General features: G+C 36.4%; 22 protein-coding genes and 2 tRNA genes. 2 read left to right on the top strand and 22 right to left on the bottom strand.

The window, feature by feature from the left end:
- Window positions 1–144: 144 nt before the first annotated feature.
- The 9 genes from ACFSTA_RS11315 to ACFSTA_RS11275 form a co-directional block, all read right to left on the bottom strand.
- Entirely contained in the window at window positions 145–1,125 is a 981-nt protein-coding gene (locus ACFSTA_RS11315; RefSeq protein WP_377556804.1) for a tetratricopeptide repeat protein, read from the bottom strand.
- Between the two features lie 139 nt (window positions 1,126–1,264).
- Window positions 1,265–1,338: transfer RNA gene (locus ACFSTA_RS11310), tRNA-Arg, on the bottom strand.
- A gap of 9 nt (window positions 1,339–1,347) precedes the next feature.
- Window positions 1,348–1,421, bottom strand: a tRNA-Gly gene (locus ACFSTA_RS11305).
- A 312-nt stretch (window positions 1,422–1,733) separates the two neighbouring features.
- Window positions 1,734–2,246 carry a metallophosphoesterase gene (locus ACFSTA_RS11300; protein ID WP_377556803.1) on the bottom strand — a complete coding sequence of 171 codons (513 nt, stop codon included), beginning with the start codon at window positions 2,244–2,246 and terminating at the stop codon, window positions 1,734–1,736.
- Between the two features lie 23 nt (window positions 2,247–2,269).
- Complete coding sequence (locus ACFSTA_RS11295) at window positions 2,270–2,863, bottom strand: XTP/dITP diphosphatase (RefSeq protein WP_377556802.1); 594 nt, start codon at window positions 2,861–2,863, stop codon at window positions 2,270–2,272.
- On the bottom strand, window positions 2,860–3,624 hold the full coding sequence (gene rph, locus ACFSTA_RS11290) for a ribonuclease PH (RefSeq protein ID WP_377556801.1): 765 nt from the start codon (window positions 3,622–3,624) through the stop codon (window positions 2,860–2,862). Before rph ends, ACFSTA_RS11295 begins: the two co-directional genes overlap by 4 nt.
- Before the next feature lie 197 nt (window positions 3,625–3,821).
- The gene (locus ACFSTA_RS11285) at window positions 3,822–4,895 is read right to left on the bottom strand and encodes a GerMN domain-containing protein (protein ID WP_377556799.1); all 1,074 of its coding nucleotides are present in this window, start codon (window positions 4,893–4,895) and stop codon (window positions 3,822–3,824) included.
- A 112-nt stretch (window positions 4,896–5,007) separates the two neighbouring features.
- Window positions 5,008–5,832, bottom strand: a complete 825-nt coding sequence (gene racE, locus ACFSTA_RS11280) for a glutamate racemase (RefSeq protein ID WP_377556797.1) — start codon at window positions 5,830–5,832, stop codon at window positions 5,008–5,010.
- 22 nt (window positions 5,833–5,854) lie between these two features.
- Complete coding sequence (locus ACFSTA_RS11275) at window positions 5,855–6,307, bottom strand: MarR family winged helix-turn-helix transcriptional regulator (RefSeq protein WP_377556796.1); 453 nt, start codon at window positions 6,305–6,307, stop codon at window positions 5,855–5,857.
- A 245-nt stretch (window positions 6,308–6,552) separates the two neighbouring features.
- Between ACFSTA_RS11275 and ACFSTA_RS11270 the strand changes: the two genes are divergently transcribed.
- Window positions 6,553–6,777 (top strand): helix-turn-helix domain-containing protein, encoded by a 225-nt coding sequence (locus ACFSTA_RS11270; protein ID WP_072892025.1) that lies wholly within the window; start codon window positions 6,553–6,555, stop codon window positions 6,775–6,777.
- Between the two features lie 41 nt (window positions 6,778–6,818).
- Here ACFSTA_RS11270 and ACFSTA_RS11265 read toward each other — a convergent pair whose 3' ends face one another.
- The 4 genes from ACFSTA_RS11265 to ACFSTA_RS11250 are packed head-to-tail and all read right to left on the bottom strand — an operon-like array spanning window position 6,819 to window position 10,513.
- Entirely contained in the window at window positions 6,819–7,280 is a 462-nt protein-coding gene (locus tag ACFSTA_RS11265; protein ID WP_377556795.1) for an acyl-CoA thioesterase, read from the bottom strand.
- Window positions 7,281–7,337: 57 nt separating this feature from the next.
- A complete protein-coding gene (sdhB, locus tag ACFSTA_RS11260) occupies window positions 7,338–8,102 on the bottom strand; it encodes a succinate dehydrogenase iron-sulfur subunit (RefSeq protein ID WP_377556794.1) in 765 nt (254 codons plus the stop codon).
- A complete protein-coding gene (gene sdhA, locus ACFSTA_RS11255) occupies window positions 8,102–9,868 on the bottom strand; it encodes a succinate dehydrogenase flavoprotein subunit (RefSeq protein ID WP_377556793.1) in 1,767 nt (588 codons plus the stop codon). Before sdhA ends, sdhB begins: the two co-directional genes overlap by 1 nt.
- A 24-nt stretch (window positions 9,869–9,892) precedes the next feature.
- The gene (locus ACFSTA_RS11250; protein WP_377556792.1) at window positions 9,893–10,513 is read right to left on the bottom strand and encodes a succinate dehydrogenase cytochrome b558 subunit; all 621 of its coding nucleotides are present in this window, start codon (window positions 10,511–10,513) and stop codon (window positions 9,893–9,895) included.
- Window positions 10,514–10,775: 262 nt separating this feature from the next.
- On the opposite strand from ACFSTA_RS11250, the gene ACFSTA_RS11245 reads away from it, so the two are divergent.
- Window positions 10,776–11,213 (top strand): DUF2507 domain-containing protein, encoded by a 438-nt coding sequence (locus ACFSTA_RS11245; RefSeq protein WP_377556791.1) that lies wholly within the window; start codon window positions 10,776–10,778, stop codon window positions 11,211–11,213.
- Window positions 11,214–11,616: 403 nt separating this feature from the next.
- Here the strand turns inward: ACFSTA_RS11245 and uvrC are convergent, their stop codons facing one another.
- The 9 genes from uvrC to ACFSTA_RS11200 form a co-directional block, all read right to left on the bottom strand.
- Window positions 11,617–13,398 (bottom strand): excinuclease ABC subunit UvrC, encoded by a 1,782-nt coding sequence (uvrC, locus tag ACFSTA_RS11240; RefSeq protein ID WP_377556790.1) that lies wholly within the window; start codon window positions 13,396–13,398, stop codon window positions 11,617–11,619.
- Between the two features lie 99 nt (window positions 13,399–13,497).
- A complete protein-coding gene (gene trxA, locus ACFSTA_RS11235) occupies window positions 13,498–13,812 on the bottom strand; it encodes a thioredoxin (protein ID WP_377556789.1) in 315 nt (104 codons plus the stop codon).
- 964 nt (window positions 13,813–14,776) lie between these two features.
- Window positions 14,777–15,751 carry an electron transfer flavoprotein subunit alpha/FixB family protein gene (locus ACFSTA_RS11230; RefSeq protein ID WP_377556788.1) on the bottom strand — a complete coding sequence of 325 codons (975 nt, stop codon included), beginning with the start codon at window positions 15,749–15,751 and terminating at the stop codon, window positions 14,777–14,779.
- 27 nt (window positions 15,752–15,778) lie between these two features.
- A complete protein-coding gene (locus ACFSTA_RS11225; RefSeq protein ID WP_377556787.1) occupies window positions 15,779–16,552 on the bottom strand; it encodes an electron transfer flavoprotein subunit beta/FixA family protein in 774 nt (257 codons plus the stop codon).
- Between the two features lie 57 nt (window positions 16,553–16,609).
- Window positions 16,610–17,383: an enoyl-CoA hydratase gene (locus tag ACFSTA_RS11220; RefSeq protein WP_377556786.1), complete on the bottom strand. Its 774-nt coding sequence runs from the start codon at window positions 17,381–17,383 to the stop codon at window positions 16,610–16,612.
- A gap of 80 nt (window positions 17,384–17,463) precedes the next feature.
- The gene (locus ACFSTA_RS11215) at window positions 17,464–18,048 is read right to left on the bottom strand and encodes a TetR/AcrR family transcriptional regulator (RefSeq protein ID WP_377556785.1); all 585 of its coding nucleotides are present in this window, start codon (window positions 18,046–18,048) and stop codon (window positions 17,464–17,466) included.
- Window positions 18,049–18,170: 122 nt separating this feature from the next.
- Window positions 18,171–19,871, bottom strand: coding sequence for a long-chain-fatty-acid--CoA ligase (locus tag ACFSTA_RS11210; protein ID WP_377557372.1), 1,701 nt, complete (start codon window positions 19,869–19,871; stop codon window positions 18,171–18,173).
- Window positions 19,872–20,101: 230 nt separating this feature from the next.
- Window positions 20,102–20,509 carry a DUF350 domain-containing protein gene (locus ACFSTA_RS11205; RefSeq protein WP_377556784.1) on the bottom strand — a complete coding sequence of 136 codons (408 nt, stop codon included), beginning with the start codon at window positions 20,507–20,509 and terminating at the stop codon, window positions 20,102–20,104.
- Window positions 20,510–20,532: 23 nt separating this feature from the next.
- Window positions 20,533–22,875, bottom strand: a complete 2,343-nt coding sequence (locus ACFSTA_RS11200; protein WP_377556783.1) for an endonuclease MutS2 — start codon at window positions 22,873–22,875, stop codon at window positions 20,533–20,535.
- Window positions 22,876–22,888 lie beyond the last annotated feature (13 nt).

Genomic DNA, 22,888 nt, shown 5'->3' with positions numbered 1-22,888 from the left:
GTTCTATCAATTAAAATTGTTATTCGCTTTCCATAACGATATCACTTGATTATATGTATGGAAGCTAGTTGAATCTCAAATTTACAACCACCTAATTATAACATAATTATGATGCCTTTCAAGCAATTACAGCCATAAGATTATTCAGTCCTCTATTATACTTAAGTAAAGTTTTTCACACGTTTGTATTTCATGTAGATAACGTATTTGGTTATCCGTAAGTTCTTCCCTTGTTTTCTTATGTATATTCAATAATTCCTCACCTAAAAATCGAAGAGCAACTGCTATATCAGCTACTTGATCGCTTGTTGGCAATAATGGATATCTAACATAAGCATAGCGATCTAGTAATTGAATTAGTAGGTGAAATAGTGTCGGATTTTTTTGCTCCAATTCGTTAATAAGTAACAATGTTTGCTTAACGGTAGTATGTGATCTAATACCGGTGACATCTGTAGGTTTCAAATGGAGCTGAAGTCCTAATTTTTGAACATCCACTAACTCAGAAACTTCTTTATCTTGTAGCCATAGAAAAATAGTTGTTTTAATAACTGGATGAATATGTTCTGATTTTAAGTAATTTACAACATTCTTATCTGGGGATGCTTTTAGATCTCGTAAACTTTCAACTATGTGCCACTGTCTCGAATAATCCTCATTCTCTATTGCTTCTTGTAATTCCTTTATGTAAGCTATTGCTTCTTCATTATTAGCATCTTTGATCATTTTTGAACTGACATCATATAATTGCTGAAATTGCTCGCGGATTATAAATGGTACGTCTGGTGACTCAAGTTCATAATCAACTTGATCCATTAATTCGTTGTATTGATTCGTTTGAAATAGAATCGTTAAATATATATGTACATAATGATAATAATCCTCATCTTTTAGGCTCATTGCTTCTTCACATAAGTCTTTCGCTTCATCATGCCTACCTAGTTCCATTAGACAAATCAATTTACCTATGATAATTTCATGACTATATATTTGATAATTTAGAAGCTCATTTAACTTTGATAATGCCTCTTCATACCTTTTTTGTTTTAAAGCTTCTAAGCTCTCCTCTTCTAATATCGTTCTCCATTTCGGAAATAGGATAACTTTTTCATTTTCACCCTCCATATATTCCCTCCTTTACACAAGTTTCAGGTTACTTAATAGTATATATACATTCCCATTAAAATAAAAATTAAACGGGACATTCCATTGTCAACCCAACTAAAAAAGAAGAAACCTATAAAAACATAGGTTTCTTTTATAGCGTCCCAGGAGAGATTCGAACTCCCGACCCACAGCTTAGAAGGCTGTTGCTCTATCCTGCTGAGCTACTGGGACATATATGTATGGAGCGGGTGAAGGGAATTGAACCCTCGACATCAGCTTGGAAGGCTGAGGTTTTACCACTAAACTACACCCGCATCTAAATATATTAATATTTTAAAATAGCTTACGCTTATTGATTGGACAAGCTATGCCCCTACATCTGCAAGATTATTCATGGATGTTAGGTGCTTCGGGGCAACTCGTAGATTACTCGGTGGAAGTTTTGCTCGTAACTACACCCGCATCTAGGTATAAATAATATTTAAATTAGCTTATAATTCATTTTTGGTCACAAGATTTATTATATGGACTATGTATTTCATTGTCAACTGTTAAAATTTATAAATATAAGAGAAACACTTCTCCCTGTGATTTAATTTTCTCAAGGAAAAGCATTTCTGAATTGGTTATTCTAGTTGAAAATTGTATGACATTCCTTTTACCAGCTCACCGGAAGTCGTATAAAATGTAATGTTAATATCATGAATTGACTCCCACTTCATGATGGCATATGTTTTTTCTACCCGTGCTCTCGGTAGACGAATACTTCCTGGATTAATAAATAACTGATTACCTATTTTTTCAGCCCCAGCGATATGCGTATGCCCAAAACAAATTACACTTGCCCCCAATTCCTCTGCCCTATATGAAAGAGTCGTCATATTCATCTTCACATTGTGAAGATGCCCATGTGTTAGTAGAAAGGCTACATCACCGATTCTAGAAACTTGCTCATCTGGATACCGACTATCAAAATCACAATTCCCGCCTACTTTAATAAATCCAGCTAATTCTGGTGCATCCATGTCTAACTCTGAATCACCACAATGAAACATATATGTACAATTATGTCTATTTTTAATTACTTCAATCTCTTCTGTTAACCCATGACTATCGCTCATTATAAGTAAATTATTCATAAGAATCACCTCTTACAATTATATTATATACTTCTTAGCCAGTCTTCCAACTGGACAATCGCATTATTACGGTGACTTATGTTGTTTTTCTCTTCTGAAGACAATTCAGCCATTGTTTCTTCAAAACCTTCCGGAATAAAAATGGGGTCATAGCCAAATCCGTTTTCCCCTTTAGGATGAGTCCCTATTCTACCTTCACAATAGCCAGATTTTAAGATCGTATTATTCCCAGGTATTGCGACTGCTAATACACAGACAAAACGAGCTGTCCTTTCGTGTTCTGGTACGTTCGCTAATTCTGCTATTACTTTTTCAGTATTAGCTTGATCATTTTTAGGTTCACCAGCATACCTTGCTGAATATATACCTGGTCTACCACCCAACGCATCAATAACGAGACCAGAGTCATCGGCCAGAACAGGAGTGTTTAGAACTCCAGCTATCTCTTCGGCTTTTAATGCAGCATTTTCTTCAAAAGTTGATCCAGTTTCATCGACGTCAGGCATGTTATCTTTTAATTCCAATAAAGATACAGCTTGTATATTATATTTTGCAAATAATGTCTTAAATTCTTTAGCTTTGCCTTTGTTTTTAGTAGCTATAATAACTTTTTTCATGATTGCTCACCGGCGTCTATTGTTTCCCCTATACGCTCGGTAAGTTCTGCTAACGCCTCTTTTTGAATAGTAAAGATTTGCTTCATCCCTTCATTTGCTAATTCAAGCATTGTTTGCAATTGATTAAAAGTAAATGTAGCTTCTTCACCAGTACCTTGAATCTCCACAAATTCACCAGCACCAGTCATGACAACATTCATATCAACGGCAGCTTTGGAATCCTCACCATAATTTAAATCCAATATTTCAGTACCTTCCGCTAGCATACCAACAGAAGTCGCAGCTAGATAATGAGTAACTGGCATTTTACTTATTTTTTTCTGCTCTAATAACTTCCCAAATGCTAAAACAACGGCTACAAAAGCTCCCGTTATGGAAGCAGTTCTTGTACCACCATCAGCTTGAATGACATCACAATCAACCCATACCGTTCGTTCTCCAATTTTATTTAAATCGACTACAGAACGCAATGCCCTTCCAATTAATCGTTGTATCTCCATCGTTCTCCCGCTTACTTTACCTTTCGATGACTCCCTTATATTTCGGTCCTGTGTTGCTCTTGGGAGCATTGCATATTCAGCAGTAATCCAACCCTTTCCTTGCCCACGCATAAAAGGAGGAACTCTGTCTTCAATACTCGCATTACAGATAACTTTTGTTTCACCTACCTCAATTAATACAGAGCCTTCCGGATGCTTTACGAAATTTGTTGTAATCGTTATTGGTCGTAATTGATTAGCTTGTCTTTGGTCTTCTCTCATGAAAAAATCCTCCTCTTTTCCCTATTAGCTTAACATATTTTAGGTGAAAGAATGTACTAAAATTATAATTGGATCAGTCATTCACCATGAGATAATTATCTTTTACGGACAGGGTTTTATTATTACCTAAAAAACAAAAAACACACTAACAGTTTGTTAGTATGTTGAAAGAGTGAGGCGTTTTTTTGTACGCCTCTTTATAATTTTTCTGAAGGCATAAATGTCTCTTTTGTTACTGGTTCAGAGTATGCTTCTCCACTTTCATTAACTAATTGATCCACATTCTCTACCCGCACATTAACCGCTTCGACGTCTTGCCGTTCTGTTAATGTTCTAACTAATGTCTCCATTACCTCATCAGATATCACGGAATTCTCCAGTAAGACATTTTCGTTAAAGACAAGCTCTAATACACCATTATTCAAAGTAGGCGCTTCAGTTAATTCAGTCCCCGAATTGAAAACCTGCATAAGATTTGTTACATATCCTGGACCATCAACTAATGACTCTACAATAGCGTGTAGTGTATCCCCTTGCTCTGTTTTCACATGATGTGTAACAGGTACAAAATATCGATTTTCATCATGTTCTGCTGGGAAATACATCGTTACTGCTTTACTGTTTATGAGATCAATATTATCTGTTTCAGTAATATTAATTCCATTAGCTCTAGTATAACCATCACCAATTGGTGTACCATTTACAGGCATTGCATTTTGTTCATGTCCATTAATCCTTAGTTTTACTTTTTCTACATTATCAAATTGAGTTAATGTAAAGGTCATTGCTTCTAAAATTTTCACTTCGTCTTCTGCCTCATACTCTTCGAACTCTTTCGATACATCAACAATTAATGTACCATCTTCCTCGATATCTAGACCCAATATTTCTGTTCCCGCTGGTAATACTGCCTGAAAACCATTTGGTAATAATTCAGTGACAGGACCATCTTTTACTAAATACTGTAAGACTTGTTCCGCAACTGCTTTCGACTCTAGAACTGGTAATTCTAATGTTTGTGAAGCAACCATTCCATTAGCATCTAGTAAATATAGCTGTCGTTCAACCGTTTCAGCTTCTGTTGTGTCTGTGGCTTCTGTATCTTCTCCCTCATCTTCAGACTCTGTGCTCGATGTTAAATCATTATCAACAGCTTCTGCATCCTGTGGTGGATCCATATCCTCAAGAGATTGCTCACCTTGAAAACATCCTGACAATATGATTGAGATACTAATAGCCACTAAAACAAAAAACAAGCGGTGCTTTTGCATGTGATTCCCTCCTACGATGGTTTGTACTATTATATATACGAGCCTATTTAAAAAATAGACCAACCTTTATCATTTCGCGCATAAAAAAATAGGACTCTATTTGTATAGAATCCTAATTTCTGCAAATTATAGCCTGTTCTATTGTTACAGACTGTAAATTATCGATGGAGCTATTGAATATACTTTTGGTAATATCAGTAAAAATATCTAACTCTCCAGTTGTGTAAAATTGGTGACTAGTTTCTTCTCTACCATCGTTAAACAATTGATGTATCTCTAATATTGTACTCGTCTCCCTGGCAGTCTCTTCACTAGACGATATCAATGTAATTTGGGTCCCGAGTACTTTTTGGATAACTCCCTTAATTAGCGGGTAATGCGTACAGCCTAATATTAATGTATCCATCTCATTTCTATATTTCAATAATGGACGTAGTGTTTCCTCAACTATAACTTCCGCCTTCTCACCTGTTAAAATGCCCTGTTCCACCATAGGAACAAACATTGGACAAGCTAATGCATTTACTTCAATATCTGACTTGATATATTGTAATGCTTCTATATATGCATTACTTCTAATCGTACCTTCCGTCCCTATAATCCCAACAAAATTTTTTTGGGTCGATTTAATCGCTGCTCGTGCTCCTGGTTGAATAACACCTACTACCGGTATATCCAATCTTTCTTGTAGTTCCTTCAAGGTATAGGCTGTTGCTGTGTTACATGCAATTACTATCATTTTCACATCTTTTTGCAACAAAAAATCCACCATTTCCCAAGTAAAGCTTACTACTTCGTGTTCTGGTCTTGGTCCATATGGACATCTCTGCGTATCACCTAAGTAGATTAACTTTTCTTTAGGTAGTTGTCGCATTAACTCATGTACTACTGTTAAGCCACCAACACCAGAATCGATGACTCCAATTGGTCTATTCAAACATACCGCCTCTTCTTTGCTGTTATTTTTCATTGATGCTTTTCATTTTATCATGTAATTGATCTAACAACTCGATAAGAGTTGCTGTTTGGTCGTTTGAGAAGTTTTCTAATACTTCCCCTAAATACTCTTGACGCTTTTTGATTACTTCATTTATGATACGTTTACCTTTTTCCAATACATGAATTCGTACCACACGCCGATCATTCGAATCACGTATCCTTTCAACTAATTCATTTTTCTCCATTCGATCGACAAGGTCTGTAGTCGTACTAAAGGCTAAACCATTTTTTGTGGATAACTCGCCTATGGTTAAATCGCCTTCTTCTAATAACCATTGTAAAGCGATAAATTGTGGTGAGGTAATAGGATAATTATTTAAGATTTTTCGTCCATTTTGTTTGATAGCGCCAGAAATATGGCGGAGTCTTTTCTCTAATTTTTCTATATTAACTTTTTGTAATTCGTTTTCCAAGTTGTAACCTCCCGTGATTTTCCCTATATATAGTCATATTTTATCACAAATTGACGAAAAATCTTATACTTTCTCGGATAAACATTATTTCACACCAAAATTTAGCTCGAAAAGGGTAACTTTTATAGTAATATATTCTTCTTATCCTAAATGTGCGCACCGTTTATGTAACTCTTCATAAGCTATAGTGACTAAATAATTTCCCTTCAAACTGCAGCTCTATGACAGCAAGGAGGGGTTAACATTTGAAGGACAACGACTACAAACCGAAGCAATTATTAACAAAGCGTGAAAAAGAAGTTTTCGAACTTTTAGTACAGGACAAAACAACAAAGGAAATTGCCCAGGAACTGTTTATATCTGAAAAAACTGTCCGTAACCACATTTCAAATGCTATGCAAAAATTAGGAGTCAAGGGGCGTTCTCAAGCTGTAGTAGAGCTTATTCGCATGGGTGAATTAAAGCTCTAAACAAAACCGACTTTCTTTTCGGAAGTCGGTTTATTTCAATCTTAGTTTGAACTTAATTTTTGCTTCATAGATTCACGAAGAGGGACAGGCTTGCCAGTTGACGGATGAATAAACACCATTCTCCCACGTCCTGTTAGACATAACGCTTCCTTCTCGTTCAGTGCCATGTAATGAACATCAAAGGAGCTATTGCCAACTTGATTTACTTTGACATAGAGTTTTATTTTCTCACCAAAAAAGATTTGTCTATGATAGTCGCATTGTAAGTCTGCTACAATTGGTATCCCTTCCTCTTCTTGATTACCCCCAAACAAACCAAGGGACTTTAAAAAAGCAATTCTTGCTTCCTCAAAATATATAAAAGGCGACACATTATTCACGTGTCCAAACATATCCGTTTCCGAAAAACGGATATTAATGGCTATTGAAAAAGTAAATTCTGATCTCCACTTTTCCATATCCTCGATATAGCTAATATTCTTCAAATGAATTCTCCTTTTCATGAAAAAATAACCCCTACCACTGTTTGGTAAGGGTCATGTTTCTTGCGCAATCTACTTTTAGTGTGCGTTATCGCTACCAAAAAAGTTTTTGAAAGACTGAATGCTTGTTGCTCTATTCATTGCTGCAATAGATGTAGTTAAAGGAATCCCTTTTGGACATACTTGAACACAGTTTTGTGCGTTCCCACAGCCTTCAATGCCTCCATCTTCCATTAAACCTTCTAATCTCTCACTCTTATTCATCTCACCAGTTGGGTGAGAGTTAAATAAGCGTGCTTGAGAAATAGCAGCAGGACCAATAAATTCAGATTTATCGTTCACATTTGGACAAGCCTCTAAACAAACACCACAAGTCATACATTTGGATAATTCATATGCCCATTGGCGTTTTTTCTCTGGCATACGAGGACCTGGCCCAAGATCATGCGTGCCATCAATTGGAATCCAAGCTTTTACTTGCTTAAGTGCATCAAACATACGCTCACGGTCAATAATTAAATCACGTACAACTGGGAAAGTTGCCATTGGCTCAAGCCTAATTGGTTGCTCTAGTTCATCTACTAGAGCTGCACATGATTGTCTAGCTGTTCCGTTGATTACCATCGAACAAGCTCCACAAACTTCCTCCAAACAGTTCATATCCCATTGTACTGGAGTTGTGTTGTCTCCCTTTGCATTAACTGGGTTTTTACGAATTTCCATCAACCCAGAGATTACATTCATGTTTTTGCGATAAGGAACATGAAATGTTTCTTCATAAGGAGCAGAATCTGGGCTGTCTTGTCTAGTTATAATAAAAGTAACTGTCTGTTTCTCAGCCATTATTTTTTACTCCCTTCGCTTTTTTTCGTGTAGTCACGTTTACGAGGTTTAATCAAGGAAACATCTACTTCCTCATACGAGAACACAGGAGATTTCGTTTCTTTATCAAACTCAGCAATCGTTGTTTTTAGGTATTCTTCATCATTACGCTCAGGGAATTCCGGTTTGTAATGAGCACCACGACTTTCATTACGATTGTATGCGCCAATCGTAATGACACGTGCTAGGTGAAGCATGTTTTTCAATTGACGAGTAAACATGACACCATGATTGCTCCAACGAGCAGTATCATTTACATTGATATTTTCCCAACGCTCCAATAATTCTTGAATTTTCTCATCCGTTTTTAATAGCTTTTTATTGTCACGAACAACAGTAACATTATCTGTCATCCATTCACCAAGCTCCTGATGAAGCTGATACGCATTTTCCGTACCATCCATTTTCATCATTGCTTCGAATTTTTCCTCTTCTTCTTTCACTCTATCATCAAAGATACTAGCTGGAAGGTCATCTACATGTTTCTCTAGACCATCAATGTATTCGATTGCTTTTGGTCCAGCTACCATACCACCGTAGATTGCAGAAAGTAATGAGTTTGCACCTAAACGGTTTCCACCATGCTGTGAATAATCACATTCACCTGCTGCGAAAATACCAGGGATATTGGTCATTTGATTATAATCAACCCATAATCCACCCATTGAATAGTGGACAGCCGGGAAGATTTTCATTGGAACTTTACGAGGATCTTCGCCAACGAATTTTTCATAAATCTCAATGATACCACCAAGTTTTACGTCTAATTCTTTTGGATCCTTATGGGAAAGATCGAGATAAACCATATTCTCTCCGTTAATTCCAAGCTTTTGATTAACACATACATCAAATATTTCACGTGTTGCAATATCACGTGGAACAAGGTTTCCGTATGCTGGATACTTTTCTTCTAAGAAATACCAAGGCTCTCCATCTTTATACGTCCATACGCGACCACCTTCACCACGAGCAGATTCACTCATAAGACGAAGTTTATCGTCTCCAGGTATTGCTGTTGGGTGAATTTGGATGAACTCACCATTTGCATATTTTGCTCCGTGCTGGTATAAAGCACTTGATGCAGAACCAGTATTGATCATGGAGTTTGTCGACTTACCAAAGATTATTCCAGGACCACCAGTAGCCATAATTGTCGCATCAGATGGGAAAGACTTGATTTCATGTGTCTTAATATCCTGCGCAACAATACCTCTACCGACTCCTTCATCATCGGTAACGATCCCAACAAATTCCCAACTCTCATATTTTGTTACTAATCCTTCTACTTCATAGCGACGAACCTGTTCGTCTAGTGCATATAATAATTGCTGTCCTGTTGTTGCACCTGCATATGCAGTGCGGTGATGTTGTGTACCACCAAAACGTCTAAAATCCAAGAGACCTTCCGGCGTACGATTAAACATTACACCCATACGGTCCAACATATGAATAATACTAGGTGCAGCATCACACATTGCTTTTACTGGTGGTTGGTTTGCTAAGAAATCCCCACCATAAACCGTATCATCAAAGTGAATCATAGGAGAATCACCTTCTCCTTTTGTATTAACAGCCCCATTAATACCACCTTGGGCACATACAGAGTGAGAGCGTTTAACAGGAACGACTGAAAATAAGTCAACGCTTACACCAGCTTCAGCAGCTTTTATGGTTGCCATAAGTCCAGCTAAACCTCCGCCAACTACAGCGACTTTTCGATTACTCATATTGATAACTCACTCCCTTAATCTTTAAACTCCATAAGCAAATTTAATTAACGAACGAACACCGATGTAACTTACTGCTAAGAATACAACAAGCGTTGCATATGTAACGATTTTTTGAGATCTCGGTGACTGAGCGAATCCCCATGAAACCAAGAAGCCCCATAATCCATTAGAAAAGTGGAATACTGTCGAAATTACACCAACAATGTAGAACCAGAACATTACAGGGTTAGCTAAAATCCCTTCCATCAAACTGTAATCTAGATCTTCATTCCCTAATCCAATTTGTACTCGAGTTTCCCATACATGCCATGAAATGAATATTAATGTTACAATTCCGGTAAAACGTTGTAAGTAAAACAACCAGTTTCGGAAAAATCCATACCTTTTCACATTGTTCTTAGCCGTAAATACAATGTAAACTCCTAGAATAGCATGGAATAATATTGGTAGGAATATAATGAAAGTTTCAAGTAAAATCCTGAATGGAAGATCATGCATAAAAGATGCAGCTTTATTGAAACTTTCTTCTCCATACACAGCAAAATGATTCACCACTAAATGCTGAATCAAGAAAATCCCGATTGGAATTACGCCTAATAGTGAGTGTAATCTTCTGTAAAAAAACTCACGATGTTCTGCCATGTGTTACCCCCCTTAGTTCATCTATGATTTTTAGTAAAATGCAACATTTCAGACAATAAGAATGTATTCTTGATTGTTCTTAAAATGTACATATTTGTAACATATTTATTGTACTTCTATCTACAATAAGCGTCAAGGAAAGGCATCATGAATTTTAAATTCATGAACTTTTATTATCCCCTTGCACAATCGTATAATTGTATAGATAATATGATTAGTACTATTTTTATCGCTTACTTTTTTTATAGAAAGGGAATGCCTGATGTCAAAAAAACAAGAATTACTGTCATTAACTGTTCTTGATCAATTACATACAGCAGGAGCAGGTTACGACATACTTCGTTACATAAGCTTACCTGATGTGCTAGGTTCAGAAGCTGATACGCTTCTTTATTTTATGGGTAAAAATTTAGCAAGGAAATTTGAGATTGGATCTTTAGGAGATGTTGTATACTTTTTTGAAAAATGTGGTTGGGGAAAACTAGAATTATTTAAAGAGAAAAAAAACGAATTAATTTTCCATCTACTTTCTGATGCTGTTGTACAACGATTGCAAGCACCATTACAGGCAAATTTCCGATTGGAAACAGGTTTTCTCACGGAAGCAATTTATCACCTAAAAGGTAAAGATTGTGAAGGGATTGAAGAAATTAATCATAAAATCCACCAAATTGAATTCAAGATTGTATTTATTGATTAAGTTGAATTGTTGTTAATAAGAGGTACTGAAAATATTAAGTTGTTCACTGTTGCTGGTAAGAAATAAATATTCAGAACGGTTTTATTGTAATTAGACCAAATTTTGTCCTTCATAGCCTCGATGAAGGACATTTTTATTGTAGATAACCCAGGTTTAAGTCTTTCGTCCACTTCTTGTAACTAAGATTTGTTTACCATTTTTTAGCAGATTAATGAGTTACTTACTAACTATCTTTGTTGGTGTATAAATTGATTATCAACTTTGCCTAGCCTGTTAAATATCGCTATCTCAAATGAAAAATAACAGACTAAAATCACTGGGATTTTGTCTGTTATTACATGGAGCACTTTTACTAATTATTAATAAGATAAGTGAACTTCTTAGAAATATAGGCACTACTATTTTAATTACTTTCCTTATTTAAGTGCATTATTATTTCCTCAGCAATATTCTGGGGAACTCCTAACTTAGTTATGTCTGTCAGCTTCGCTTTCTTAATATCGTTTACGGATTTAAAGTGCGTTAATAATAGTTTGCGACGCTTTTCGCCAACACCCGGAATTTTGTCCAATTCAGATTGAAATAAACTTTTTCCTCGTAATTGTCGGTGGAAAGAGATTGCAAACCGGTGTACCTCATCCTGAATTCGTTGTACAAGGTAAAATTCTTGCGACTTCCTTGATAGTGGAATAACTGTTGGCGGATTACCGTATAAAAGTTCACTTGTTTTATGTTTATCATCTTTCGCTAAACCACACAACGGTATGTCTACCCCTAATTCATTTTCTAATACATCTAATGCCGCACTCATCTGCCCTTTTCCTCCATCAATAACTATTAAATCAGGCAATGGAAGGGACTCCTTTAACACACGTGTGTAACGTCGACGAATTACTTCGCGCATCGTTTCATAATCATCTGGACCTTCTACATCTTTAATCTTATACTTTCGATATTCCTTTTTATTGGGTTTTCCATCAGTAAATACTACCATCGCAGATACTGGGTCTGTACCCTGGATATTTGAGTTATCAAAGGCTTCAATTCGATGTGGGGTTTCAATATTTAATGCGTCACCTAGTTTTTCAACGGCAACAATCGTACGTTCCTCATTGCGTTCGATGATTGAAAACTTTTCTTTCAAGAATACATTTGCATTTTCCATTGCTAGCTCAACTAACTCTTTTTTCCTGCCTCGAAATGGGGTATGAACATCTACATCTAATAGTCCTTTTAAAAGCTCTGTTTCAATTCCAATTGGGACAAATATTTGTTTTGGTTTCGGATGATTTTGATGTAAATAGAATCTACCAATATAGCTTATAAATGTATCTTCTGGATCATCGAAAAACGGAAAAGTCGCTACATCTCTTTCTATTAACTTACCTTGACGGATAAAAAATACTTGAATACACATCCAGCCTTTATCAAAACTGTAGCCAAAAACATCGCGATCCACATTATCGTTTAGAGTCATTTTCTGTTGTTCCATAACCACTTCAATATGTTGAATTTGGTCACGTAATTCTTTTGCCCGTTCGAAATGAAGGTTTTCACTTGCCTCATACATTTTGGTTTGTATATCTTTTTTTATTTCCTTAAATCCACCGTGTAAAAATGAACTGATACTTTGAACGATCTGATCATATTCTGCTTGCGGAGCTGGCTCTTCCCTACACGCTAAGCATTGCCCCATATGATAATAAAGACAATACCGTCCAGGTGGGTTATTACATTTCCGAAGGGGGTATAATCGATCAAGCAACTTTTTCGTTTCCCTTGCAGCATATACATTTGGATAAGGACCAAAATATTTTCCTTTATCTTTTTTAACTTTACGTGTTATCAATAATCGAGGATGTCTTTCTGATGTGATTTTCAAGTAAGGATAGGATTTATCATCTTTTAACAAAACATTATACTTTGGGTCATATTTTTTTATTAAATTCATTTCTAAAATAAGTGCTTCAATTTCCGTAGAAGTAATAATATATTCAAAGTCTTGGATCTCTTGTACAAGTCGCTGCGTTTTTTGGTCATTAGCTCCTGTAAAATAAGATCTAACTCTATTTTTTAACAACTTGGATTTACCAACATAAATAACAGTGTTGTGTTTATCCTTCATTAAGTAACAGCCAGGTTGCGCAGGAAGAACTGCTAATTTTTCTTTAATTGTTTGATTCATTTCCAACTTCATCCCTTAACAAAAATTAACTAAAGATAATCCCTTGTTATAAGCAGTAACAAGGGATTTTGTAATCTATACTTCAATTAATGAAATTATTTATGCATGTTTATTGATTAATTCAACAAGTGCTTCTTTAGGTTGGAAACCAATAACCTGTTCCACAACATTTCCGTCTTTAAATAACAATAACGTTGGGATACTCATAACTCCAAATTTTCCTGCTGTTTCTTGATTTTCATCAACATCAAGTTTAACGATTTGAACTTTATCAGACATTTCGCCATCAATTTCTTCAAGAACAGGAGCAATCATTTTACAAGGTCCGCACCATGGCGCCCAAAAATCAGCTAAAACCAATCCTTCGGCAGTTTCACTAGCGAAGTTTTGATCAGTTACATTTACAATTGCCATATTTATTCCTCCTCATTACTGTACTCGTAATCGAGTATATCATCATTAATAGTTGCTTACTAATAGTTTGCTTCAACATAAAATTATTATCAGTTATTAATTAAGTATCTATTCGGATAGTTTCTCACTATTGATATAAAAAGGGCAGTAAGGTTGGCTCATTTACCCAGTTTCGGAACCTGAGATCGCCAGGGTCTAATTAAAATTGCTACTTTGTTCTTCTGCATTGAGGAATCAAACCTCAAAGCAAAACTAGAAGGTAGAGAAGCATCTAAAAGTTGCAATGGGTCTATAAGAGTGGACATGATGTTAGCTATTTCATAAAATAACTTCATTTGAAACTGTTCGTGGCCAGCAAGTACGTTATTGATGTAAAATGTGCATTAACTTAATATGTTGGTTGGTGCCTTTACCTCGCTCCAGAAATACACTTCGCTTTCCGCGGGCGGCTGGTGAGCCTCCTCGTGCTACGCACTGCGGGGTCTCACCGATGCCTTTCCTCCCGCAGGACAAGGAACGCTACGTCAGCGACACATCGCACGCAGAAAAAGTGGTTTTCTTTTTCAAGGAGTCTACGTGTATTTCTTCCGCTAGAATAGTGCATAGAGACCTTCATAACATGTATTCCCTAAAATAACTTTCTATACCATGGGAAGTGCTCCACTAAGTGTTGAAATCATTGGCTAACACCATTCCATAATTAGAGAATTTCCACTAGCCGTAGCTTTCCTTGTCCTGTGGGAACAGCACGTGTCCGAAGACCCCGGAAGAAGTGGTTTTCTTCTGAGGAGGCTGAGGCCGTGCCCACGGAAAGCGAAGTATTCTGCCGGAGCAGTTTTGTAGCACTCGATCGAATAAGAGTGTGAAAGTAAATCTACGCAAAAGTTATGGCGCAGTTTATGTAATCTACGAATTAAGATTCATTATGAAAAAAGATCTAACCAATTGGTTAGATCTTGATTAACTATGCTTTAATTTTTTTGATTTCTTCAATCAGCATTGGTACTACTTCGAATAGATCGCCAACTATCCCATAATCAGCAACATTAAAAATGTTTGCTTCTGGATCTTTATTAATAGCAACAATAACTTTGGAATTAGACATACCAGCAAGATGTTGGATTGCCCCTGAGATTCCTACTGCAATATATAGATCTGGTGTAACTACCTTACCCGTTTGACCAATTTGTAAGGAGTAATCACAGTAATCTGCATCACATGCACCACGGGAAGCGCCAACAGCCCCACCTAAAACATCTGCTAATTCATAGAGTGGATTAAATCCGTCAGCACTTTTAACTCCACGACCACCAGCAACAATCACATTTGCTTCAGACAGATCGACACCTTCTGAAGCTTTACGAACAACATCTTTAATTACAGTACGTAAATCCGTAATGTCTACTTCATTTGCTTGAATATCTCCAGAACGAGTGTCATCACGTTCTAGTGCAGGGATATTATTAGGACGAATCGTAGCAAAAACAAGTCCACTAGCGATTGTTTTCTTTTCAAAAGCTTTACCTGAATATATTGGTCTAGTGAATACCACTTCATCACCATCTACGTCTATATCAGTAGCATCTGATACTAAACCAGATTCTAATTTTGCTGCAAGTTTTGGTGTTAAATCTTTTCCGACTGCAGTATGACCCATGATAATGCCATAAGGGGATTCTTCATTAATAACTGATAATACTGCTTGACCGTATCCATCAGATGTATATGTTTTCAATCCCGAATTTTTCAGTGTAACAACACGTTCTGCCCCGTAATATATCATTTCTTGTGCTTGGCTCTCTAGATTATCTTCTCCACATAGCAAGCCAACAATCTCGCCTTCAGGCTTTATTTTTTTAGCAGCGGCGATCGCTTCAAATGTTACATTACGTAACACACCATCTCTCATTTCTCCAATTACTAATAATTTATCGCTCATGAGAATTTCTCCCTTCTGTCATCAAGATTAAAGTACTTTAGATTCGTTTTTCAGCAATGAAACAAGTTCCTTAACTTGTTCGTTAACCTCTCCACTTAAAACTCTTCCAGCCTCTTTTTCAGGTGGTAAGAATATATCAATTGTTTTCGTTTTAGGTTCTAATTCATCCTCATCTAGATCAAGATCATCGATCTCTAATTCTTCCAGTGGTTTCTTCTTTGCTTTCATAATTCCTGGTAGAGATGGGTATCTCGGATCATTCAGTCCTTGCTGACAAGTTACTAGGACAGGTAAGCTCGTTTCAACTTTTTCAACATCACCTTCAACGTCCTTGTCGATTTTAACATTGTCTCCTTCGATAACTAAGCTTGTTATCGTTGTAACATATGGAATATCAAGGAGCTCAGCTAAACGAGGACCAACCTGGCCACTTGCTTCATCAATAGCAACATTTCCAGCTAGTATCAAATCAACTTCTTTATCTTCAAAAAATGCTTCTAGTATTTTCGCAGTAGTAAATTGATCGCCATCTTCTAGATCATCTTCCGTATTTATCAATACAGCTTTATCTGCTCCCATTGCTAATGCTGTGCGTAACTGCTTTTCTGAATCTTCATCACCTATCGTGATAACAGTAACTTCCCCTCCATGCTCATCGCGTTGCTTAATAGCTTCCTCAACTGCATATTCGTCGTAAGGGTTAATAATATATTCTGCACTATCATCCTCAATTCGCCCATTTGTTACAGTAATTTTCTCCTCTGTATCAAAGGTCTTTTTCAATAACACATAAATATTCATGTGGTCTTCCTCCTTTTTAAGCGTTTTCAAAATATGATAATAGAAGAATAGATTTATCTATTTATCTTGGAAATTGGGTTTCCGCTTTTCCATAAAGGCCTTTACACCCTCTTTTGCATCTTCTGACCCAAATATCTCACCAAAAGCGATTGCTTCTGCTTTAACACCTTTTGAAAATTGCGATGTTTTCGCATATGGTATTAATTGCATGATATGATTTATAGTTGGTTTGCTTTTTGCAGCTATTTTAGTCGCTAGTTTCATAGCTTCATCAAAAACACGATCTTCAGCAACCGCATGATTAGCTAGCCCTAAAGCATGTGCTTCGGTACCCGTAATTGGCTCACCACTTAGGATTAATTCATAAGCCTTAGCGGAACCAACATACCTTGGTAATCGCTGCGTTCCGGCAAATCCTGGAATAATTCCTAGATTTAATTCAGGTAGACCAAGCTTTGCAGTTTCAGATACTAATCGGATATGACAAGCCATTGCTAGCTCTAATCCACCACCTAAAGCAGCACCATGTATTGCAGCTATGATCGGAACAGAAAATCCTTCCATTCGATCAAAGAGTTTTTGCCCCTCTTCTGATAACGATTGATAATCAGAGGAATGTTGAAATGAAGTAAACTCTTTAATATCTGCACCTGCAGAGAAGAACTTTCCTTCTCCTCTAATGACGATTGCCTTTACCGTATGATCTGCCTCAACCTCATCGAGTTTTACAGATAAATCTCGTAATAGATTACTAGACAATGCGTTAGCGGGTGGACTTTGAATAGTTAATATAGCTACTTGATCATGTAATTCATACGCTAATGTTCCCACTATACCCCTCCTCATATGTATTTTAACAAAATATATCTATTTTCACACCCTCTTAATTAGCTCTCCCTTGTAAAGATTTTTTATCTTGTAGAGAGGCCGTTCGTAATTAATGCGTGAACAGAAGGTGCTAGGCTAACTAATTCATATTTTTCCTCTTTCATAACCCAGTTTGTTACTGTTTCATCTAATGTCCCAAAGATCATTTGTCGGACTAGCTTTTTATTCAAATCATCACGGAAAATGTTTTGTTCAATTCCTTCATTTATAATACTATCAATGACCATTAAGTAGGGTTTAAGTACTTTATTAATTTGCAGTCGCAAATCTATATTTGATTGTCTTAATTCTAACTGTGTCACGATTGCTAAGTGGTGGTCCTTTGCTAATTGACTAAAATGCATCTCAATTAAGGTCAATAATTTTTCATTTGCATTGCTCTTTTGATCGATTGCTGTAGCAATTTGTTCAATAAACTGCCCCATTTTTTCCTCAAATACAGATACTAATATATCTTCTTTGTTTTTAAAATATAAATAGATTGTACCATCAGCGACACCAGCTTTTTTTGCAATCTTTGACACTTGGGATGCATGATAGCCATTTTCTGCAATTACTTCAACAGCTGCATCAATAATTAATTTGTACTTCGGTTTATTTTTCTTCATAGAAATCTCCTTCAAGCAAAACATAAAATGAATGAATGTTCATTCATGTTTTATTATAAGTTCTCATGTTGGAGATGTCAATAACGAACTTGTCCTAAAAATGGTTAAAAAAGAGCCGAAGCTCAACTAGTTGTGCTTTCTTCCAATTGTTTCTCTTTATCTCCTTCAACTAACTGTCTTCTTAATATTTTTCCTACTGCAGTCTTTGGTAATTCATCACGAAACTCATATAATCTTGGTACTTTGTACGATGCAAGATGTTTTCTGCAAAATGTATTTAGAACCTCTTCTGAAAGTGTATATCCGTTCTTTGCTACAACATATGCTTTCACTGTCTCTCCTCTATATGCATCTGGAATACCTGCTACCGCTACTTCCAATACACCTTCATGCTCATATAATACTTCTTCAACTTCTCTAGGATAAATATTATAACCGCCAGCAATAATCATATCTTTTTTGCGATCAACAATATAAAAATACCCATTTTCATCCATATATCCCAAATCACCTGTCAATAACCAGCCATCTCTTAATACTTTATCTGTTTCCTCCTGGTTATTCCAATACCCACGCATTATTTGTGGTCCTTTAACAGCAACCTCACCGACTTCTCCTTGTTCAGCTTCTTCAAATGTTTCCATGTCTAGAATTTTAGCATCTGTGTCTGGCCATGGAATTCCAATACTACCATTAATCCGCTTTTCCCATACAAAATTGGCATGTGTGACAGGAGAGGATTCTGTTAGTCCATAACCTTCAACTAGTCTTCCACCTGTTACCTTTTCAAACTGCTCCTGTACCTCAACTGGTAAAGGTGCCGAACCACTAATACAAGCTTCTATAGAAGATAAATCATATTTTTTTATGTCAGGATGATTCAATAACCCTACATAAATGGTAGGTGCGCCGGGAAATAAAGTTGGCTTTTGTTTATGAATTACCTTTAATACATCACCAGCATCAAATTTAGGCATTAAGATCATTTTCTGTCCAGACATAATCGACAAATTCATTACAGTTGTCATACCATATACATGAAAGAAAGGTAAAACTCCAAGAACTACTTCTTCTCCTTGTTTGGTTTTATATAACCAAGCATCACTCATTTGACAATTTGAAACTAGGTTGTAATGGGTTAACATAACACCCTTCGGAAACCCTGTCGTACCCCCGGTGTATTGTAGTAGTGCCAAATCCTCTATTGGATCAACATCCACTTGTTGATAATTTGGAGTTGTTTTTTCCAATATAGCTGTCCAGACATGGGTATCTCCACCATGTTCCACTTTAACCACAATATTATATTGTTTTTTCTGGATGAATGGGTAAATTAAGTTTTTAGGGAATGGCAAATAGTCCTTAATCCCAGTAACAATCATATGTTTTAACGGTGTTTCTTCCTTTACATTTTTGACACGTGGTACCAATATATCTAAACATACGATAAATGTTGCACCCGAGTCATTTAATTGATATTCTAACTCTCTTTCCGTGTATAAAGGGTTTGTTTGAACTACGATTGCTCCCGCCATTAATGCTCCATAATAACTAATTACTGCTTGTGGACAGTTCGGAAGCATTATTGCAACCCGATCACCCTTTTTTATGCCAAGTTGCTGAAAGTAGTTCGCCATAATCTTAGCTTGTGTACTAACTTCGGAAAATGACATTTCTTTACCCATAAAATAAAGCGCTTTCTTTTCTCCGTAAAGATTTGCAGACTCTTCCAAATAGACATGTAATGCTTTTGCGTCGTAATCAATGGTAGTTGGAATCTCTTTTGGATATTGTGCATGCCATAACTTTTCTTCCACATCAATTCCTCCTTTATAACTATATTTATATTACATTATACCGACTAATTGATATTTTTTGAAATTTTATTTAACTTTTTCTACATTTTTTTGATATCAACTGGTCGATATAATGATTGTAGGAACTAACGGAATACTATTTACAATAGGTAAATGACCCCAACAATGACAAATATGACAGCAACTACCGCTAATATTTTTGCTAAAACTTCCAAAGTATCCAATGCTTTCTCTCCCTACACAATATTTGCTCCTATTACAAAAGCTAAACTAATTGAAATTGTCATTGAAATAAATCCTACGGCAATATTTCCGCTTCCAATCTCTTCATCGACCTTGATCGTTGGTGTCAAGAATTCAAAAATAAAATAGGCTAATATTAATAAAACAAAACCTACTACTCCCCAACCAATGCTTGTTAATAAGGTATCATTATGCTCAATGGAATAGCGAAAAATCGTGGCGATACCAAAAATCTTTCCACCTGTTGCCATTGCAACAGCGATATTTCCTTTTTTAATCTCCACCCAGTTTTTGTAGGATGTTACAAGTTCAAAAACAGCTAAAAAGACAATTGTGCATAATATAACAACACTATATCTTGCAGCAGTCTCGACAATTACGTTTTCCCAAAAAACATCCATACTATATTCCTCCCCATGAAATACTATCGAAATTCAATGACTGTAACACCACTTCCACCTTCTCCTGCTGAACCTTGTCGATGTGATGCAATATTCGGGTGTCTTTTCACAAAATCTTGAACGCCTTTACGTAACGCTCCGGTTCCTTTCCCATGAATAATATAGACCTTGGGATAACCTGCCAGTGTCGCATCATCAATGTATTTTTCCAATTGAAGTAATGCGTCTTCATAACGTTCCCCACGTAAATCCAATTCTGTCTTTACATGATAATTGGAGCCTTTAATGGTTGCTAATGGTTTCTCTATTGTTTCTTTTTTCTTTCCAACTTTTTGTAAATCTGATCGTTTTGCCTTTACCTTCATTATGCCAACTTGAACTAAGTATTCTTTTTCATTTACCTTCTCCAACACCGTACCACTTTGATTTACGGTCAATAGTTTGATCTCGTCTCCAGGAGATAGTGTTACTTGTTGATTCGTAGTTGGCTGTGCTTCGTTTTTCTGCTTTGTACGAAGACTTGGCTTTGCCTCTTCAAGCATTTTTTTTGCTTCTATCCATTCATGTTCCTTTAACTCCGCATTTGTTTTCATATTACGGATTTCCTCAACAATAGCTTCCGCTTCCTCGCGCGCTTTTTGAAGTGCTTTATTTGCTTTCTCTTCAGCTTTTTCGAAAATTGCTTCTCGTTTTTCTTCCAGCTGTGTCCATTCCTTTTCTATTTCGGATCGAAGCTTCTCGCTTTCAAGCAACACTTGATGTGCCTCTTCATAGTCTTTCTCGGCTTGTATTTGCGATTTCTCTAAGGAGGCTATCATATTTTCTACACTTTTCGAATCAATACCGATATGACTTTTAGCATGGGTAATAACCTCTGTACTTAACCCTAACCTTCTTGATATATCAAATGCATTACTTCGACCTGGGACGCCGATTAGTAGTCGGTACGTAGGCTGTAACGTTTCTACATCAAATTCCACGGAAGCGTTGATAACATTTTTTCGATTAAAGCCATATGCTTTCAACTCAGGATAATGGGTAGTTGCAACTACTCTTGCATTTCTTGATATGACTTCATCCAAAATAGCCATCGCTAATGCTGCGCCTTCTTGTGGGTCAGTACCTGCTCCCAATTCGTCAAATAATACTAATGTCTTATCATTAACATGTCTTAATATGTCCACGATATTAGTCATATGAGAAGAAAAAGTACTTAAGTTTTGTTCAATGGACTGCTCATCACCAATATCAGCAAAGACATCATCAAATACAGCTAGTTCGCAGCCGTCAAATGCAGGGACCTGTAGTCCGGATTGAGCCATTAATGTACAAAGTCCAATCATTTTTAATGTAACGGTCTTCCCACCTGTGTTCGGCCCAGTGATGACAATCGCTGTAAAATCTTCCCCAATTTCAACATCGTTTGGGACTACTTCGTCCTTTGGAATTAATGGATGACGCGCTTGCTGCATTTTAATGATTCCATTATCGTTCATCTTTGGCATCGAAGCTTTCATTTCTTGTGCTAGCTTCGCTCTGGAAAAAATAAAATCAACTTTTGCTAAAATAGATACGTTTATTGCTAAGAATGATTCTTGATTGGCAACTTCTTCGCTTAATTCCTTTAAAATACGATCTATTTCCTGTTTCTCTTGTATGGACGCTTCTTGTAATTGATTATTTAAGTCAACAACTGCTTTCGGTTCCATGAATAATGTTTGGCCAGAGGCTGATTGATCATGAACAATCCCACCTATCTGTCCACGGTATTCTTGTTTTACCGGAAGTACGTAACGATCATTCCTTATAGTTATAATTGCATCAGATAACATATTACTTTTTGTTTTCGTAAAATTATCCAGCTTATCCCGTAATCTACTTTCATACGTACGAATGGATGATCGAATACTACGAAGTTTTACAGAAGCACTATCCATCATATGGCCATGATCATCAATACAACTTTTGATCTGTCTTTCTAATTCACGTAATGGCGTAATGCCCTCTACTAAATCTTTTAAAATAGGCAAGTCCTCTTCTAACTTTTCAACAAAGCTCTTTGCTTGCCTGCCACCGTAAATTGTATTCGCTATATCCAGGCATTCATTCGAGTTCAATACTCCACCAATTACACTTCGCTTTAAACTCTCCCGAATATCGTAAATTCCGCCGAGTGGGATGGCATTATTTAATCGTAAAATTTGTACTGCTTCATCTGTTTCATTTTGTAGTTCAATGACCGTATCGATTGCGGTTGATGGCACTACCTGTGATGCTAGGTCTTTACCTAGTGATGTCGAAGCATGGTTTATTAATCGTTCAATAACTTTGTTAAATTCCAAAACACGGAGAATTCGTTCATTCATAGGATTACTCCTT

The organism is Ornithinibacillus salinisoli, assembly GCF_042684965.1.
In the GTDB taxonomy this organism is placed as follows: Bacteria; Bacillota; Bacilli; order Bacillales; family Amphibacillaceae; genus Ornithinibacillus; species Ornithinibacillus salinisoli.
This window is presented reverse-complemented; position numbering and strand designations above follow the sequence as displayed.